The organism is Pararhodobacter aggregans, assembly GCF_003075525.1.
Classification (GTDB): Bacteria; Pseudomonadota; Alphaproteobacteria; order Rhodobacterales; family Rhodobacteraceae; genus Pararhodobacter; species Pararhodobacter aggregans.
Window position 1 is genome coordinate 16,903 of record NZ_QDDR01000003.1, and the last position, 15,759, is coordinate 32,661.

Annotated in this window: 14 protein-coding genes and 1 tRNA gene; 12 read left to right on the top strand and 3 right to left on the bottom strand. The window is 67.7% G+C overall.

Annotated elements, in window-relative coordinates; all coding sequences use genetic code 11:
• Window positions 1-14: 14 nt before the first annotated feature.
• From DDE23_RS07030 to DDE23_RS07040, 3 genes are read left to right on the top strand one after another with little or no spacing between them, the layout of a single operon-like run.
• Window positions 15-740, top strand: coding sequence for an MlaA family lipoprotein (locus tag DDE23_RS07030; RefSeq protein WP_157957984.1), 726 nt, complete (start codon window positions 15-17; stop codon window positions 738-740).
• Window positions 727-1,335 carry an MlaC/ttg2D family ABC transporter substrate-binding protein gene (locus tag DDE23_RS07035; protein ID WP_107751265.1) on the top strand — a complete coding sequence of 203 codons (609 nt, stop codon included), beginning with the start codon at window positions 727-729 and terminating at the stop codon, window positions 1,333-1,335. Before DDE23_RS07030 ends, DDE23_RS07035 begins: the two co-directional genes overlap by 14 nt.
• Window positions 1,332-1,700, top strand: coding sequence for a hypothetical protein (locus DDE23_RS07040; RefSeq protein WP_107751266.1), 369 nt, complete (start codon window positions 1,332-1,334; stop codon window positions 1,698-1,700). Before DDE23_RS07035 ends, DDE23_RS07040 begins: the two co-directional genes overlap by 4 nt.
• Window positions 1,701-1,772: 72 nt before the next feature.
• Here the strand turns inward: DDE23_RS07040 and DDE23_RS07045 are convergent, their stop codons facing one another.
• Window positions 1,773-3,986, bottom strand: coding sequence for a transglycosylase domain-containing protein (locus DDE23_RS07045; RefSeq protein WP_107751267.1), 2,214 nt, complete (start codon window positions 3,984-3,986; stop codon window positions 1,773-1,775).
• A 275-nt stretch (window positions 3,987-4,261) separates the two neighbouring features.
• Here DDE23_RS07045 and DDE23_RS07050 point away from each other — a divergent pair, with 275 nt between their 5' ends.
• Window positions 4,262-4,600: a P-II family nitrogen regulator gene (locus tag DDE23_RS07050; RefSeq protein WP_107751268.1), complete on the top strand. Its 339-nt coding sequence runs from the start codon at window positions 4,262-4,264 to the stop codon at window positions 4,598-4,600.
• Between the two features lie 29 nt (window positions 4,601-4,629).
• On the top strand, window positions 4,630-5,979 hold the full coding sequence (locus tag DDE23_RS07055) for an ammonium transporter (RefSeq protein WP_107751269.1): 1,350 nt from the start codon (window positions 4,630-4,632) through the stop codon (window positions 5,977-5,979).
• Window positions 5,980-6,206: 227 nt separating this feature from the next.
• On the opposite strand, the gene DDE23_RS07060 is transcribed toward DDE23_RS07055, so the two are convergent.
• Complete coding sequence (locus DDE23_RS07060; protein ID WP_107751270.1) at window positions 6,207-7,244, bottom strand: LacI family DNA-binding transcriptional regulator; 1,038 nt, start codon at window positions 7,242-7,244, stop codon at window positions 6,207-6,209.
• 190 nt (window positions 7,245-7,434) lie between these two features.
• Here DDE23_RS07060 and DDE23_RS07065 point away from each other — a divergent pair.
• Window positions 7,435-7,511 (top strand) — tRNA-Arg (locus DDE23_RS07065).
• Between the two features lie 32 nt (window positions 7,512-7,543).
• Here DDE23_RS07065 and DDE23_RS07070 read toward each other — a convergent pair.
• Window positions 7,544-8,722 carry a calcium-binding protein gene (locus DDE23_RS07070; protein WP_107751271.1) on the bottom strand — a complete coding sequence of 393 codons (1,179 nt, stop codon included), beginning with the start codon at window positions 8,720-8,722 and terminating at the stop codon, window positions 7,544-7,546.
• Window positions 8,723-9,010: 288 nt separating this feature from the next.
• Between DDE23_RS07070 and rpsO the strand changes: the two genes are divergently transcribed.
• The 6 genes from rpsO (at window position 9,011) to pnp (ending at window position 15,568) form a co-directional block, all read left to right on the top strand.
• Entirely contained in the window at window positions 9,011-9,280 is a 270-nt protein-coding gene (rpsO, locus tag DDE23_RS07075; RefSeq protein ID WP_107751272.1) for a 30S ribosomal protein S15, read from the top strand.
• 137 nt (window positions 9,281-9,417) lie between these two features.
• Complete coding sequence (locus tag DDE23_RS07080) at window positions 9,418-10,077, top strand: potassium channel family protein (protein ID WP_107751273.1); 660 nt, start codon at window positions 9,418-9,420, stop codon at window positions 10,075-10,077.
• A gap of 2 nt (window positions 10,078-10,079) precedes the next feature.
• Window positions 10,080-11,423: a TrkH family potassium uptake protein gene (locus tag DDE23_RS07085; RefSeq protein ID WP_238149938.1), complete on the top strand. Its 1,344-nt coding sequence runs from the start codon at window positions 10,080-10,082 to the stop codon at window positions 11,421-11,423.
• Window positions 11,424-11,620: 197 nt separating this feature from the next.
• On the top strand, window positions 11,621-12,652 hold the full coding sequence (locus DDE23_RS07090) for a GAF domain-containing protein (RefSeq protein ID WP_107751274.1): 1,032 nt from the start codon (window positions 11,621-11,623) through the stop codon (window positions 12,650-12,652).
• Window positions 12,653-12,788: 136 nt separating this feature from the next.
• Window positions 12,789-13,181 (top strand): YbhB/YbcL family Raf kinase inhibitor-like protein, encoded by a 393-nt coding sequence (locus DDE23_RS07095; RefSeq protein ID WP_107751275.1) that lies wholly within the window; start codon window positions 12,789-12,791, stop codon window positions 13,179-13,181.
• A 248-nt stretch (window positions 13,182-13,429) separates the two neighbouring features.
• Window positions 13,430-15,568 (top strand): polyribonucleotide nucleotidyltransferase, encoded by a 2,139-nt coding sequence (pnp, locus tag DDE23_RS07100; protein WP_107751276.1) that lies wholly within the window; start codon window positions 13,430-13,432, stop codon window positions 15,566-15,568.
• Window positions 15,569-15,759: the final 191 nt, after the last annotated feature.

Here is a 15,759-nt window from a genome sequence, read left to right on the forward strand (position 1 = left end):
CAAAGGAGGCACGCGTGAGACATCGCTGGCTGGCAGCATTCTTCGCCATCGCGCTGATCGCAGGCTGCGCCCGCGCGCCGGAGCCGGGGGTCAACGACCCCTACGAATCGACCAACCGGGCCTGGTTCGACAGCAATCTGCGGCTGAGTTCGGCCATCACCGGCAGCGAGGAAGCGCCAGGGGAAACCACGCCGCCCCGCGCCAGCCCCTTCCGCCGCGCGCTGAGCAACGTCGGCGGCAACCTGGGCCTTCCGTCCAGCATTCTCAACGACTTGCTGCAGATCCGCCCCGCGCGCGCGGCCGAAAACACCGTGCGGCTGGTCATCAACACGACCGTCGGTCTGGGCGGGCTGTTCGACCCGGCCGGGGCCATGGGCTTCCACGGCCGCCGCTCGGATTTCGGCGAGACGCTGCATCGCTGGGGTGTCGGCGAAGGCGCCTATGTGGTGTTGCCGGTCTTTGGCCCCTCGACCGAGCGCGACAGCGCCGGGCTGGTGGTCGACATGCTGATCGACCCGCTGCGGTTCGTGCTGCCCGCCCCGGAATATGGCTACAGCAGCGCCGTGCGTCTCGGCGGACGCCTGGCCGATGCGGCGGAATATTCGGACCTGCTCGACGCGAATGTGATCAATACCGCCGACCCTTATGCCCAGGCGCGCCTTCTTTATCTGCAGACCAGACGCTATCATCTGGGCGTCGAAGTCGAAGAGGAGATCATTGACCCCTATGCCGATTTCTAGACCGACCCGCCGTCTGCTGCTGGCCAGCATGGCCGCCGCCGCCGCCGCCCCGATGCTGGGCGGGCCCGCCGCCGCGCTGACCCAGGCGCAGGCGAACGAGCTGATCGGGCGGGTGATGGCCGACGTGCAGGGGATCATCAACTCGGGATCCTCGGAATCGCAGGTCATCACCCGGTTCGAGCAGCTTTTCACCCGCTACGCCGATGTGCCGACCATCGCCCGCTCGGCCCTCGGCCCGCCGGCGCGGAGCGCGAGCGCGGCGCAGATGTCGGCCTTTACCGAGGCTTTCCGCGGCTATCTGGCGCGCAAATACGGCCGCCAGTTCCGCCGCTTCGCCGGGGCCGCGGCCGAGGTCACGGGCGCGCGCCAGGTGCAGAGCTTCTGGGAGGTCGTCTCGACCATCACCATGCGCGGCGAGGCCCCGTTCGAGGTTCGCTGGCATGTGTCGGACCGGTCGGGGCAGATCCTGTTCTTCAACCTTATCATCGACGGCGTGAATGTCCTGGCCGCCGAGCGGCAGGAAGTCGGCAGCATGCTGGAACGCCGGGGCGGCAACCTGGACCGGATGATCCAGGACCTGCGGCAAGCCGGATGAGGGCCGCGCTGATCCTGACCCTGGCCCTGATGGCGAGCGGCGCCTCGGCGCAGAGCCTCTATGACGGGACATGGACCTATCTCGATGCCTCCAGCTGCAGGCCCGGGTCGGATGCGGTGATCCGCGTCACCGGGTCCGAGATCCGCTATTACGAATCCCTGTGCCGCCTGTCCAATCCGGTGCCGGTGCGGGACATGGGCGCCACGCTCTATGACGCCGAATGCGCGGGCGAGGGCGACACATGGCAGCACCGGCTCATGCTGATGCGGACCGAGGAGGGGCAGCTGCTGCAGCTGACCCCGGGCCGCGCGCAGCTGCTGAATGCCTGCCCCGCGGACAGCCCGGCCGAGGCGCCGGGGAAATAACCCACCCGCCATCGCGCAAGCAAAAGGCCGGCTCAGCGCCGGCCTTTTGCGTTCAGTGCTGGCCTTTTGCGGTCAACGTCCGCCCAGCAGCCCGTTCAGGATCCCCATCACCGCGTCGCCAAGGCTGTCGCCGCCGCCTTGGGTCGAGCCCGGCGCGCCGCGGGTGGTCGGCGGTTGCAGGTCGGTGTTGGGCTGCGAGGGCACGATCATCGGCAGCGGATGCAGCGGCGTCCCCTCGTGCACGCGGACCATGACCTCGCGCCAGATCTCGGCCGGGAGGCCGCCACCGGAAACGCCGGTCAGCGGCGCGTTGTCGTCGTTGCCCATCCAGACGCCGACCACGTAATCGGCGGTGAAGCCGACGAACCAGGCGTCGCGGGCGCTGGTCGTGGTGCCGGTCTTGCCCGCGGCCTGCCGCCCGTCGGGCAGCCGGGCCCGCCGGCCGGTGCCATAGGGCGCGTCGATCACCTGCGTCATCATCCAGACCAGCCGCTCGGCCGCCTCGGCGCTGATAACCCGCTCGCCGATACCCGAGCCGATGGTCATCAGCGGCGTCCGCTCTCCGGCCAGCGACAGCGAGGTGAAGCCATAGGGCCGCACCGACGAGCCGCCGTTCAGGATGCCCGCGAAAGCCGCCGTCATGTCCAGCAGCGTCGCCTCGGACGAGCCCAGCGCCAGCGAGGGCCCCTCGGCCAGTTCGGAATGCAGGCCGAAGGCGTTCGCGGCCTGGCGCACGCGCTCGCGGCCCATCGCCTCGGAAATGCGCACGGCGGGGATGTTCTGCGACCGGGCCAGGGCCTCGGCCAGGGTCATGTAGCCCAGGAAGTTGTTGGAGTAATTCCGCGGCGTCCAGGGGCCCGAGCCCGGGACGTTGATGGTCAGGGGCGAATCCTCGACCAGATCGAAGGGCTGATAGCCGTCCTCCATCGCCAGCGCATAGACGAAGGGCTTGAAGGCCGAGCCGGTCTGCCGCTGCGCCTGGGTGGCGCGGTTGAAGCCGCCGGTCACGTAATGCCGCCCGCCGACCATGCCCCGCACGGCGCCATCGGCCGACATGATGACCACCGCCGCCTCGGCCTCGGAGCCCTCGCGCACCCGGTCGGCGAAGACCTGGCGCACGGCTTCTTCGGCGGCGCGCTGGATGCGCTGGTCCAGCGTGGTCTGGATCATCACGTCCTCGGTCGTCTCGCGCGTCAGATAGGCCGGGCCGCTCTGCATCACCCAATCGGCGAAATAGCCGCCGGTGGTGCTGTCCGCCGCCTCGTGCAGGGTCGCCGGATTGGCGCGGGCCTGCTGGTACTCGGCCTCGGACAGATAGCCCTGTTCGCGCATCAGCCCCAGCACCACCGCGGCGCGTTCCTGCGCGCGTTGCAGGTTGCGGGTCGGCGCGTAATAGCTGGGCGCGGGCAGAAGGCCCGCCAGCATCGCCGCCTGTTGCGGGTTCACCTCGCGCGCCGAGATGCCGAAATAGCGCTCGGACGCGGCCTCGAACCCGCGCGAACTGGCGCCGAGGAAGGCGCGGTTCAGATAGATCGAGAGGATCTCGTCCTTGGAATAATGCAGTTCCAGCGCGAAGGCATAGGGCAGTTCCTGGATCTTGCGCCAGATCGTGCCCTCGCGGCAATCGGCCTCGTAGGCGGCCTCGTTCTGCCAGACATCGGGGTCGAATTCACGCCCCAGGCACAGCAGTTTCGCCACCTGCTGGGTGATGGTCGAGCCGCCCGCGCCCCGGAACGCCCCCCGCCCCGAGGCGATGTTCGAGGCGATGGCCCCGGCGATGCCGCGCGGGCTCACGCCGAAATGCCAGTAAAAGCGCCGGTCCTCGGAGGCCACGACCGCGTGGCGCAGATGCTCGGACACATCCCCGGCCATGGTCGAGCCGCCGAAGGATTCGCCCCGCCAGGCAAAGACTGTGCCGTCCGCGTCGCTCATCGTCACCGAACCGCGGGCCCGGCCGTCCAGAAGCTCGGTCACGCTGCCGGGCAAGGTGGTGTAGAAATAGAAGGTCGCGGCCGCCATCACCAGCATGGCCAGCAGCGACACCCGCCAGGTGACGCCCCAGACGATGCGGAAGACCAGCCGGAAAAAGCCGCCGACGAAACGCACGATCGGGTTGCCCGAGCGTTTCGGCTGACGCTTGCGCGGGGGCCTGCGCCCGCCGCCCCCCGACCCGCCCCGCGACCCGCCGCCCGACCCGCCGCCCGACCCGTTGCCAGCCTGAGGCCGAGGCGCCGAGGCGCGCCGGTCCGCCACAAGAGGAGGACGCCGGGTTCCGTTCGATACCATACGCTGTTCTGCCCGCTGCCGTGCCGTTTCGTGTCTTTGGCGTACAATACCCGCGCGCCGCGCGCTTGTGGAGGCCCCCTCTCACGGCGATTCGCCTTCGTGATATGCCCGATATTTAATCGGCCGTGCCTAATTGTTCATTTTTTGAGCAATCAGCCGGTTTCGGGGCGGTTTCCGGCCCGTCCCAGCGTTGCGCTTTGCCGCTTTGGACAGCGCTATTGGCGCAGGACGCGCCCGGCGAAGGGCGCCCCTGGGACCGCAAGAAGGGGGCACACGTGAAGTACATCATCGCAGCAATCAAGCCGTTCAAGCTGGAGGAGGTCCGCGAGGCGCTGACCACCATCGGCGTGCGCGGCCTGATGGTCACCGAGATCAAGGGCTTCGGGACGCAGTCGGGACATACCGAAATCTACCGCGGCGCCGAATACGCCGTGAACTTCGTTCCGAAAGTGAAACTGGAAATCGCCGTGCCCGATGGACTGGCGGATCAGGTCGTCGAGACGCTGTCGCGGACCGCGCGCACCGGCAAGATCGGCGACGGCAAGATCTTCGTTCTGGATCTGGAACAGGCAACCCGCGTGCGGACCGGCGAAGCCGGCGACGAAGCGCTCTGAGCGACCACGGGACAAAGGGACCGACACACATGCAACTGAAAAAACTCCTTCCCTCTGCTGCCGTGGCCGCGATGCTGCCGCTGGCCGCCCTCGCCCAGGAGGCGACCGAGGCCGCCGCCGAGGTGGTGACCGAAACCATGGACAAGGGCGATGTCGCCTGGATGATGACCGCCACCGTGCTGGTGCTGTTCATGATCGTCCCGGGCCTGGCGCTGTTCTACGGCGGCCTCGTGCGCTCGAAGAACATGCTCTCGGTGCTGATGCAATGTACCTCCATCGCCGCCATGGTCATGGTGATCTGGGTGCTCTGGGGCTATTCCTTCGCCTTCGGCGGCAGCACCTCGCCCTATTGGGGCGGCTTCGGCAAACTGTTCCTCGGCGGTGTCACGGCTGATTCGATGGCCGCGACCTTCACCGATGGCGTGGTGATCCCCGAATTCATCTTCATCGCCTTCCAGATGACCTTTGCCGCCATCACCCCGGCCCTGATCGTCGGCGCCTTCGCCGAGCGCATCAAGTTCGGCGCGATGATGCTGTTCATGGCGCTTTGGGTGACGCTGGTCTATTTCCCGATCGCCCACATGGTCTGGGACGGCTCGGGCCTGATCTTCAACCTGGGCGGCGGCACCGGCGCCATCGACTTCGCCGGCGGCACCGTGGTCCACATCAACGCCGGGATCGCGGCGCTGGTCGCGGCGCTGGTCATCGGCCCGCGCGTGGGCTTCAAGAAAGACAACATGGCCCCGCATTCGATGACCCTGACGCTGGTTGGCGCCGGCATGCTCTGGGTCGGCTGGTTCGGCTTCAACGCCGGTTCCAACCTCGAGGCCAACGGGGGCGCCGGCCTGGCGATGATCAACACCTTCATCGCCACCGCCGCCGCCATCCTGGCCTGGAACATCGTCGAGAAGATCACCCGCAAGCATTCCTCGATGCTGGGTGCCGCCTCGGGCATGATCGCCGGCCTCGTGGCCATCACCCCGGCCTGCGGCACCATCGGCCCGATGGGCGCCATCGTGCTGGGCGCCGCGGCCTCGGTGATCTGCTACTTCTTCGTGGCGGTCGTGAAGACCAAGATGGGCTATGACGACAGCCTCGACGTGTTCGGCATCCACGGCATCGGCGGCATCGTCGGCGCCATCGGCACCGGCTTCCTCTCGGCCGAAGCCTTCGGCGGCGTGGGCACCCTGGCCGATACCGCGGCCGCCCAGACCTGGATCCAGATCCAGGCCGTGGCGATCACCATCGTCTGGTCGGGCGTCGTGTCCTTCATCCTGCTGAAAGTCGTCGACATGGTCATGGGTCTGCGCGTGTCGACCGATGACGAGCGTCAGGGCCTGGACCTCACCAGCCACGGCGAATCGGCCTACAACCACTGATCCCGCTCTCTCTCCGACGGGATCCTGGACCCGGGCGTTCGCGCCCGGGTTCTTTCGTTTCGGCGTTTGGAGCTTGGCGGGAGCAGAGGGGTTTCGCCCTCGGCCGCAAGGCTTTCAGCCTCGCGCCTTCGGGCGACCAGCCGGGGGGTTTCACACCCCCCGGACCCCCCGTGGGATATTTGCAGAACGAAGAGGGAGGGGGGGCGGCGCCTGGCCGCGCCCGGATCTCAGCCCCGGCGGATGGTGTCGCCCGGTTCCAGCCGCGGGGTGAGCTGGATCTTGTGGCCGCCCATCACCCCGTCGCCGAAGCCCTTGCCGGCGATGATCGCCGCCGCCTTCTCGCCGATCTCACGGCGGCAGGCGTCGATGGTGGCCAGCTGCATCGGCAGCCCGTCCAGGAAATCGGTGCCGTTGAACCCGGCGAGGCCCAGCCTGCCCGGGATGTCATAGCCCTTGTCGAGGCAGTAGAGCAGCCCGCCCGCGCCGATCATGTCGTTGGAATAATAGAGGAAGTCGATGTCCGGGTTGCGGGTCAAGATCGCCTCGGTCAGCTCGCGGCCCTTCTTCAGCGCCGAGCCCCCGGAATAGAGTTCCGTCGCGGTCAGTTCCAGCCCGTGCTCGGCCAGCCCCTCGATCAGCCCTTCCATGCGTTTGCGCGCGCGGTGGTCGTCGGTCATCTTGGTGCCCAGAAAGCCGATCCTGCGATAGCCCGCGGCGACGATGGCCTCGGCCATCTGGCGCCCCGCGGCGCGATGCGAGATGCCGACCACGCTGTCGATGGGCTCGCCGTCGGAATCCATGATCTCGACGATCGGGATCCCCGCGTTCTCCAGCATGGCGCGCGCGGCTTCGGTATGTTCGAGGCCTGCAATGATGACACCCGAGGGACGCCAGGACAGCATCTCGTAGAGGACTTCCTCTTCCTTCTCCGCCGAGTAATTCGTGACGCCGAAGACCGGCTGCAGCCCGCTGTCCTCCAGCGCGGCGGAGATGCCGCTCAGCACCTCGGGAAAGACCATGTTCGACAGGGACGGCACGATCACCGCCACCAGATTGACCTGTTGCGAGGCCAGCCCGCCGGCGATCTTGTTGGGCACATAGCCCAGCGCCCGGGCGGCGGCGAGGACCTTCTCGCGCGTGGCGGGCGAGACATCCTCGCGGTTCCTGAGCACCCGGCTGACCGTCATCTCGCTGACCCCGCAGGCCTCGGACACGTCCCGCAGCGTCAGGGGGCGGCGGATCTCGGGTTGACGGGGTTGCGACATGCGGCGGGCCTCCTTCGTGCGGAGGAACGGCGTGACGCCATCCTCCGCGCCCCTGATCGTTACGGCGAATGAGCCTTTCTAGACCGGGGTTTAGGCCAGTGTCAAAGCAAGGATGATACCGCAATCATCAGGCCCTGCCGCGCGGTCCGGGCTTGCCTTGCGCCGCACTTGCCGCGATAGAGGGGGCGGCGGCCCCGTGGCTCAACTGGATAGAGCAGTCCCCTCCTAAGGGACAGGTTGCAGGTTCGAATCCTGCCGGGGTCACCATCGCCCTTTTCGGGGCGCGCGATCTCCCTGTTTCAGCCCGAATGTATCGGGACCAGCGCGATGTCGGTGGGGCCGATCGCGGTGACACCCTGCAGCAATGCCAGCGGCTGACCGTCGATGAGGATGCGCAGGCCGCCCGCCTCGGCGTCGTAGAGGGTCGTGACCTCGGGCTCGGGGCCCTGCCCGTCCCAGCCGATGGTCAGATGGTCGATGCCGGGTTCGAAATCTGCCACCACGGCCGGGTTGTCGGCGTCGATCCAGCCGTCCAGCAGGAAGGTATCGGCCCCCTCTCCGCCATGGGCCAGATCGTTGCCGCCCAGATGCAGCGTGTCGGCGCCCGCGCCGCCGTTCAGCGTATCCGCCTCGCCGCGGTCGTTGCCGCCCTCGAGCCGGTCGTTGCCATCGCCCCCCATCAGGAGGTCGCGCCCCTCGCCCCCGTCCAGCGCGTCGTCGTCGAAGCCGCCCTCGAGCGTATCGTCGCCCTCACCGCCGTTGAGCGTGTCGGCGCCCGAGCCGCCGGTCAGCCAATCCGCCCCCGAGCCGCCATCAAGGATGTCATCGCCGCTGGCGCCCAGGAGCCAGTCGGCATCGTCGCCGCCAGTGAGCGTGTCGTTGCCGGTGCCGCCGTCGAGCGTGTCGGACCCCGCCCCGCCATCGAGCGAGTCGCGGCCGCCCATCCCCTCGACCCAATCGTTGCCGCCGCCGCCGAGAACCGTATCCGAGCCCGCCTCGACGGCCAGATTGTCGTCGCCATCGGTGCCTTCAAGGTAGCGGTTGGCGGGCAGTTCGGGCGGATATTCGCTGTCGGTGATGGTGCCGTCGGCGGGCTCTTCGCCGCCCGGCGCAGCGGGCGCCGGGTCGACCTGTACGGCGGGGGCAGTTCCGGCGGGATCGACGAGCGCCAGGGTGTCGTCCTCCGGGGCCGGGAGGGCGGAGGCGGCCGGGTCGTCTGCGGGCGCGGGTTCCCCGGGCATCGGCGTTTCGGGCAGGGGGTCTTCGGGCAGGGGATCGTCGGGCGGGGGTTCGGTTCCGCCGGGCTCCTCGCCCGCGGCGTCGATCAGCTCGCCTTCGCCGGTGGCATCGCCGCCGGGGTCGTCCCCGGGCGCCGCCGGATCGGGATCATCGACCGCGTCCTCGGCCGCGCCGCGGATGAAGGTATCGCTCACGCCCGCGGCGACCGCGATGCCGAGAAGCCCCAGCAGAAACCACATGCAAACCCCCAGCCGCCCGCAGACGGCACACCGTTACAGAGTCCAGAATACACCGCGAACCCTTGAACAAACAGGGACCATAGAGACGCAGCAAGGCAGATTCTGCGCGCATGGTTAACATCCCGCCCCGCCGCCCGGTCCCTGCCCCGCGCGAATCCGATTGCCCTTGGGCCGCCGATCGCCTATACGCGCGCATCCTCGCCCCGTCATGGGGTCAGGACCCTCCATGGGCCCGCGCTGGACGACATCCCGGCCGATGCCTTCACCCTTTGACCACAGGAGACCCCGATGTCGATCACCGTCGAAGAAAAGCAGCGTCTGATCAAGGAATTCGGCACCAAGGAAGGCGACACCGGCTCGCCCGAAGTGCAGGTTGCCATCCTGACCTCGCGCATCACCACCCTGACCGAGCACTTCAAGACCCACAAGAAGGACAACCACAGCCGTCGTGGCCTTCTGATGCTGGTCGCCCAGCGCCGCAAGCTGCTGGACTACCTGAAGGGCAAGGAAGAGGCCCGCTACACCGCGCTGATCGGCCGCCTCGGCATCCGCCGCTGAGCTGCCGCGCCTCGCGCAGACGACCGAACGCCGGCTCATCGAGCCGGCGTTTTGCATGCCCGATGGCCCTTTGGCCTCCCCTTGACTTCCCCGCTTCTGCGGCGCAGCGTGCGCGGGTTTTCCGCTTGGGGGACCCCATGGCAAAGAGAAACCGCAGCTTCGCGGTGGTCGGCCTCGGCGCTTTCGGCAGCACCGTCGCCACCGAACTGGCCCGCTTTGGCAACCGCGTTATCGGCATCGACATCGACGAACGCCGCGTCTCGCTTCTGACCTCGACCCTGAGCAGCGCGCTCATCATGGACGCCACCGACGAGGCGGCCCTGCGCGAGGCGGGGATCGACAAGTACGACGTGGCGCTGGTCGCCATCGGCTCGAACCTCGAGGCCAGCATCCTGACCGCGATGACGCTCAAGCTGATCGGGATCGAGACGATCTGGGTCAAGGCCTCGAGCCGCACGCATCACCGGATCCTGGCCAAGCTGGGCGTCGACCGGGTGATCCAGCCCGAGCAGGAGATGGGCCGCCACATCGCCCAGATGCTCAACAACCCGGTGCTGCAGGATTACGTCAGCCTCGGCAACGGCTACAGCGTCGTCAACATCGTGGTGCCGAAGCGGCTGGAGGGGCGCGAGCTGAGCACCCTGGGCCTGGGCACGGTCCATGACCTGCGGCTGCTGGGGGTGATGCGGGGGACCGAGTTCCGCCATTCCACCGAGGACACGCTGCTGGAGACCGACGACAAGCTGATCTTGCTGGGCAAGCGCGGCGAGTTGCGCAGCTTCGGGGATTCGCTGTGAGATTGCGCCGCCGGCTGCGGAAGCTGGGCGGCCGGCTGCGCCAGATCCCGCCGCCCGCCATCCTGGCCCTGCTCTATGCGGTGCTGATCGCCCTGGGCGCGATGGCGCTGAAACTGCCGCTCGCGCATACGGGCGCTCTCACCTGGTCGGATGCGATCTTCACCGCCACCTCGGCGGTGACGGTGACGGGGCTCGTGGTGTTCGACGTGGGCGCCCAGCTGACCTGGTTCGGCGAATTCGTGGTGGCCTTCCTGATCCAGCTGGGCGGGCTGGGGCTGATGACCTTCGCGGTGCTGATCCTGGCCGCGCTGGGCATGCCTTTGGGCATCACCGGGCAGGTCTTCCTGCGCGAGGACCTGAACCACCATTCCATGCACCGGCTGCTGGGGCTGGCCGGGACCGTCCTGCGCGTGGTGCTGGTCTGCGAGGTGGCGGGCGCGCTGCTCCTGGCGCTGACCTTCGTGCCGCGGCTGGGGCTGGCCGAGGGGATGTGGGCGGCCGTCTTCCACTCCATCTCCGCCTTCAACAACGCCGGATTTTCCACCTTCCCGGACGGGCTGATCGGCTATGCCACCGACCCGGTGGTCAACAGCGTGATCCCGGCGCTGTTCATCATCGGCGGCATCGGCTTCGTGGTCATGAGGGACGTGACCGGCGGCCGCCCGCCGCAGGCCTGGAGCCTGCACACCAAGATCATGCTGCTGGGGACCGGCATCCTGATCCCCTGGTCGGTGCTGGGCTTTGCCGCGCTGGAATGGAACAACCCCGGCACGCTGGGCCAGTATGACAGCACCATCGCCCGGCTGGTGGTCAGCTGGTTTCAGGGCGTGACCACCCGGACCGCGGGTTTCAACACCGTCGATATCGGCCAGTTGCACGACGACACCTCGGTCATGTTCATCTCGCTGATGCTGATCGGCGGCGGCCCGGCCTCGACCGCGGGCGGGATCAAGGTGACGACCTTCGTCGTCATGCTGCTGGCCACCGTCGCCTTCTTCCGCCGTCAGACACAGCTGCATGCCTTCGGCCGCTCCATCGGGCTGGAGCAGGTGCTCAAGGTCATGGCGCTGACGGCGATCTCGGTGCTGATCGTCTTCATCGGCGTCTTCATCATGACCGTGGCCCATGACGGCCAGTTCCTCGACATCGCCTTCGAGGTCTCCTCGGCCTTCGGCACCGTGGGCCTGAGTCGCGGCATCACCGGCGAGCTGAACGAGGTCGGCCGGACGGTGATCGTGGCGATCATGTTCCTGGGCCGGGTCGGACCGCTGACGCTGGGCTTCTTCCTGGCCACCCGCACCACGCCCCGCATCCGTTATCCGCAGGCGACAATTCACCTAGGCTGACGCTTGGCTCTTTCCCTGCGCGGCAGGCAGGCTATATTCCTCTGGTCAGCGCGTATGGGGCGCGCCCTATCCCGAGATCTGCCATCGACGACCTTCTCCGCCCGGCTCCGCAGCCGTTTCCGAATGTTGAACCCGCCGACCATGCCGAACGGCTCGCCGGCAGAGAGCGGCTCGACGCCCTAACCCGGAGCCAGCTGATGGATTCCGGGGCCGAAGTGGTGTTCGACCGGGCCTCGCGGCTGGCCTCGCGCATTCTGGGAACGCCGATCGCGCTGCTTTCGGTGGTCGATTCGAAGCGGCAGTTCTTCAAATCCTCGGTCGGGCTGGACGAGGGGCTGACCGGCACGCCGCTGTCGCATTCCTTCTGCCAATATGTGGTCAGCCGGGGCGCGCCGCTGGCGGTCAGCGACGCCCGTGTGCATCCGCTGCTGGCCAGCAACGGCGCGGTGCCGGACCTGCAGGTCATCGCCTATCTGGGCGTGCCTGTGCGCGATGGCGAGGGGCAGGTCCTGGGCTCGCTCTGCGCCATCGACCATGAACCGCGCGAGTGGACCGAGCGGGATCTGGCCGACCTGACCGACCTCGCCACCATCGTCGAGACCGAGATCGCCCTGCGACGCGTGGTGGTCGAGCGGCAATTGCTGATCCAGGAGCTGAACCACCGGGTGAAGAACCTGTTCTCGGTGGTGGGCGGCATCGTCCGCATGAGCCGCGCCACCGGCGAAAGCGCCAGCGCGCTGTCGGATCGCCTGCAGGCGCTGTCGCGGGCCCATGCGCTGATCGCCCCCGCCATCCACGCCAATCAACCGGCCGAAGCCGGGACCACGCTGCGCGCCCTGATCGGCACGCTGCTGGCGCCCTGGGATTCCGAGGGGCAGGCCTGGCAAATACAGGGCGGGGATCTGACCATCGGCGCCCGGGCCACCACGGCATTGACACTGGCCTTTCACGAACTGGCCACCAATGCCGCGAAATACGGCGCCCTGTCGGATGACACACCCGGGGCGAGGCTGAGCATCGACTGGGTGATCGGCGACGAGGATCTGCGCCTGACCTGGGCCGAATGCGGGGTCGAGGCCGTCGCCGCAGCCGCGGCTCCGGCCGGGTTCGGCACGCAGCTGATCGGCCTGACCCTGCAGGGCCAGCTGGGCGGCAGGGTCGACACCTGCCACGACGACAGCACGCTGCGCCATGTCATCACCCTCCCGCTGAGCGCGCTGGCCCATTGAGGCGCGGATGCCGGAGCCCCGACCGGCCGCCCGGATCTTTCCTTGACCCCTCGGACAGGTGACCCCACACTTCCCCGGCGCCTGCGGAACGACCAGACGACGGCGCATTTCACTGTAAAAAGTAGGGGAGAACGTCATGATCCGGTTTACGTTTTTCGTTGCGGCCGCCCTTCTGGCCGGCGCGACCGCAGCCCAGGCCCAATTCAGTCTCGCCTTTCAATGGGGCAATATTCCCCGCTGCACCTCGGGCAATCCCAACACCGTCCCGAACCCCCAGTTCACGATCCGCAACCTGCCCGCGGGCACTGACACGGTCGAACTGCGGCTCGTCGATCTCGACGTTCCGCAATACAATCACGGCGGTGCGACCCTGCGGCTGAGCCAGTCGGGCACCCTGCCGCCGGGGATCTTCACCTATCGCAGCCCCTGCCCGCCCAATGGCGTGCATACCTATCAATGGACGGCGACCGCCCGTCAGGGGCGGCAGGTGCTGGGCACGGCCACCGCGCAGCGGCGCTACCCGGAATAGATCGCCGGACGCAATCCGACCGACACCAGCGGGGAAAGGGGCGCCGCGCTGCGCGGGCTGTCGCCCGCGCGGCCGACTGCCGCGGCCTCCCCCTTCCCCCGCAGCCATTTTTCCTGTATGGCCCCGCAGCATCTGTGACGTGACGCTGTGACCCCGGCGTGATGCGAAGGATAGGGGTCGGCGGCAATGGGGCCGCCATAGACACGGGAGACCCGGCAGGGGCCGGGAGCGCTCCCAGAGGAAACTGAATGTTCAATATCACCAAGAAATCCATCCAGTGGGGCCAAGAGACGCTCACGCTGGAATCGGGCCGCGTTGCCCGCCAGGCCGACGGCTCGGTCATCGCCACGCTGGGCGACACCTCGGTCATGGCCAACGTGACCTTCGCCAAGGCGGCGAAGCCCGGTCAGGACTTTTTCCCGCTGACCGTCCATTACCAGGAACGCACCTACGCCGCGGGCAAGATCCCCGGCGGGTTCTTCAAGCGTGAAGGCCGTCCCTCGGAAAAAGAGACGCTGACCTCGCGCCTGATCGACCGCCCGATCCGCCCGCTGTTCGTCGAAGGCTTCCGCAACGAAGTGCTGGTCGTCTGCACCGTGCTGTCGCACGATCTGGTCAACGAACCCGACGTGCTGGCGATGATCGCCGCCTCGGCCGCGCTGACCATCTCGGGCGTGCCCTTCATGGGCCCGATCGCCGCCGCGCGCGTCGGTTTCGCCAATGGCGAGTATGTGCTGAACCCCGATTGCGACGACATGGTCAAGCTGCGGGACAACCCCGAACAGCGTCTGGACCTGGTCGTGGCCGGCACCGCCGACGCGGTGATGATGGTCGAATCCGAAGCCTATGAGCTGTCGGAAGCCGAGATGCTGGGCGCCGTGAAATTCGCCCACGAGTCGATCCAGCCGGTCATCGGCCTGATCATCGACTTCGCCGAGGAATGCGCGAAAGAGCCCTTCGACTTCGACGCGCCCGACTATTCGGCGATCCTGTCGCGGATCAAGGCGCTGGGCGAGACGCAGATGCGCGCCGCCTTCGCCATCAAGGACAAGCAGGACCGCGTCAACGCGATCTCGGAAGCCCGCGCCGCCATCAAGGCGCAGCTGAACGAGGCCGAGCTGGCCGACCCGCAGCTCGACACCGCGATGAAGAAGCTGGAAGCCTCGATCCTGCGCGGCGACGTCATCAACGGCGCGCCCCGCATCGACGGCCGCTCGACCACCGACATCCGCCCGATCACCTGCGAAACCTCGGTCCTGCCGCGGACGCATGGCTCGGCGTTGTTCACCCGGGGCGAGACGCAATCGCTCTGCGTGGCGACGCTCGGCACCGGCGATGACGAGCAATTCGTCGACGCGCTGACCGGCACCTACAAGGCCAACTTCCTGCTGCACTACAACTTCCCGCCCTATTCGGTCGGCGAAGTGGGCCGCATGGGCAGCCCGGGCCGCCGTGAGATCGGTCACGGGAAACTCGCCTGGCGCGCGCTGCAGGCCGTCCTGCCCGCCGCCACCGACTTCCCCTACACGATCCGCATGGTCTCCGAGATCACCGAATCGAACGGCTCCAGCTCGATGGCCACCGTCTGCGGCGGCTCGCTGTCGATGATGGACGCGGGCGTGCCGCTGAAGGCGCCGGTCGCCGGTGTGGCCATGGGCCTGATCCTGGAAGACGACGGCCGCTTCGCCGTGCTGACCGACATCCTGGGCGACGAGGATCACCTCGGCGACATGGACTTCAAGGTCGCGGGCACCGAGAATGGCATCACCTCGCTGCAGATGGACATCAAGGTTTCGGGGATCACCTTCGAGATCATGGAGCAGGCCCTGGCGCAAGCCAAGGACGGCCGGATGCACATCCTGGGCGAGATGGCGAAATCGCTGACCTCGGCCAATGCCTTCAGCCAATACGCGCCGAAGATCGAGACGATGACCATCCCGACCGACAAGATCCGCGAAGTGATCGGCTCGGGCGGCAAGGTGATCCGCGAGATCGTCGAAGTCTCGGGCGCCAAGGTCGACATCAACGACGACGGCACGATCAAGATCGCCTCGAACGACCAGGCGGCGATCAAGAAGGCCTATGACATGATCTATTCGATCGTGGCAGAGCCGGAAGTCGGCCAGATCTACACCGGCACCGTGGTGAAGATCGTCGATTTCGGCGCCTTCGTGAACTTCTTCGGCAAGCGCGACGGTCTGGTCCACGTGTCCCAGATCGCCAACAAGCGCCTGAACCACCCGTCCGACCTGCTGAAGGAAGGCCAGGAAGTGAAGGTCAAGCTCTTGGGCTTCGACGATCGCGGCAAGGTCCGCCTGGCGATGAAGATGGTCGACCAGGAAACCGGCGAAGAGATCGCCGAGAAGAAAGACGACAGCGCCGAGTGATCGGTTCTGTCTGAAAGATGCGGGGCCCCGGCAGCGATGCCGGGGCCCTTGGCGTTTGACGAGCGGTGCGTGCAAGCACGCACCCTACGGGCGCAGGGTCTGCTTGCCAGGCCTGCGCCTCTGCACCGGAAAGGCGGCCTCTTCCCGGCGGTAGGGTGCGTGCTTGCACGCACCGGGCCCGGTCAGGTGGG

What these genes read in the sequence shown, in the direction of transcription:
- DDE23_RS07035 (WP_107751265.1), top strand. Translation starts at nt 727, where the DNA reads ATGCCGATTTCTAGACCGACCCGCCGTCTGCTGCTGGCCAGCATGGCC.
- DDE23_RS07040 (WP_107751266.1), top strand. Translation starts at nt 1,332, where the DNA reads ATGAGGGCCGCGCTGATCCTGACCCTGGCCCTGATGGCGAGCGGCGCC.
- DDE23_RS07045 (WP_107751267.1), bottom strand. Translation starts at nt 3,986, where the DNA reads ATGGTATCGAACGGAACCCGGCGTCCTCCTCTTGTGGCGGACCGGCGC.
- DDE23_RS07055 (WP_107751269.1), top strand. Translation starts at nt 4,630, where the DNA reads ATGCAACTGAAAAAACTCCTTCCCTCTGCTGCCGTGGCCGCGATGCTG.
- DDE23_RS07060 (WP_107751270.1), bottom strand. Translation starts at nt 7,244, where the DNA reads ATGTCGCAACCCCGTCAACCCGAGATCCGCCGCCCCCTGACGCTGCGG.
- DDE23_RS07070 (WP_107751271.1), bottom strand. Translation starts at nt 8,722, where the DNA reads ATGTGGTTTCTGCTGGGGCTTCTCGGCATCGCGGTCGCCGCGGGCGTG.
- rpsO (WP_107751272.1), top strand. Translation starts at nt 9,011, where the DNA reads ATGTCGATCACCGTCGAAGAAAAGCAGCGTCTGATCAAGGAATTCGGC.
- DDE23_RS07080 (WP_107751273.1), top strand. Translation starts at nt 9,418, where the DNA reads ATGGCAAAGAGAAACCGCAGCTTCGCGGTGGTCGGCCTCGGCGCTTTC.
- DDE23_RS07090 (WP_107751274.1), top strand. Translation starts at nt 11,621, where the DNA reads ATGGATTCCGGGGCCGAAGTGGTGTTCGACCGGGCCTCGCGGCTGGCC.
- DDE23_RS07095 (WP_107751275.1), top strand. Translation starts at nt 12,789, where the DNA reads ATGATCCGGTTTACGTTTTTCGTTGCGGCCGCCCTTCTGGCCGGCGCG.
- pnp (WP_107751276.1), top strand. Translation starts at nt 13,430, where the DNA reads ATGTTCAATATCACCAAGAAATCCATCCAGTGGGGCCAAGAGACGCTC.